A 322-nucleotide genomic window follows, 5' to 3' on the forward strand; every position below is an offset into this window, starting at 1 on the left:
CGCGGCGGACATCACCTACGGCACGAACAACGAGTTCGGTTTCGATTATCTGCGCGACAACATGGTCTACGAGACCAACGCGCGCGTGCAGCGGCCGCTCAATTTCGCGATCGTCGACGAAGTGGACTCGATCCTCATCGACGAGGCACGCACGCCGCTCATCATCTCCGGTCAGGCTGAAGATCACACCGATCTCTACGTGCGCATGAACGCGCTGCCGCCGCTGCTCGAGCAGCAGATCGGCGAAGAGAAGGCCGACGGCACCGGCGTCGAAAAGCCGGGCGATTACACGCTCGATGAAAAAGCGCGTCAGGTGTTCCTG

Annotated in this window: 1 pseudogene; it reads left to right on the forward strand. The window is 61.2% G+C overall.

The window, feature by feature from the left end:
- Positions 1-322 (forward strand): annotated as a pseudogene (secA, locus tag QCE73_RS34120) (preprotein translocase subunit SecA); the annotation flags it as partial.

Source organism: Caballeronia sp. LZ029 (assembly GCF_031451275.1).
GTDB lineage: Bacteria > Pseudomonadota > Gammaproteobacteria > Burkholderiales > Burkholderiaceae > Caballeronia > Caballeronia jiangsuensis.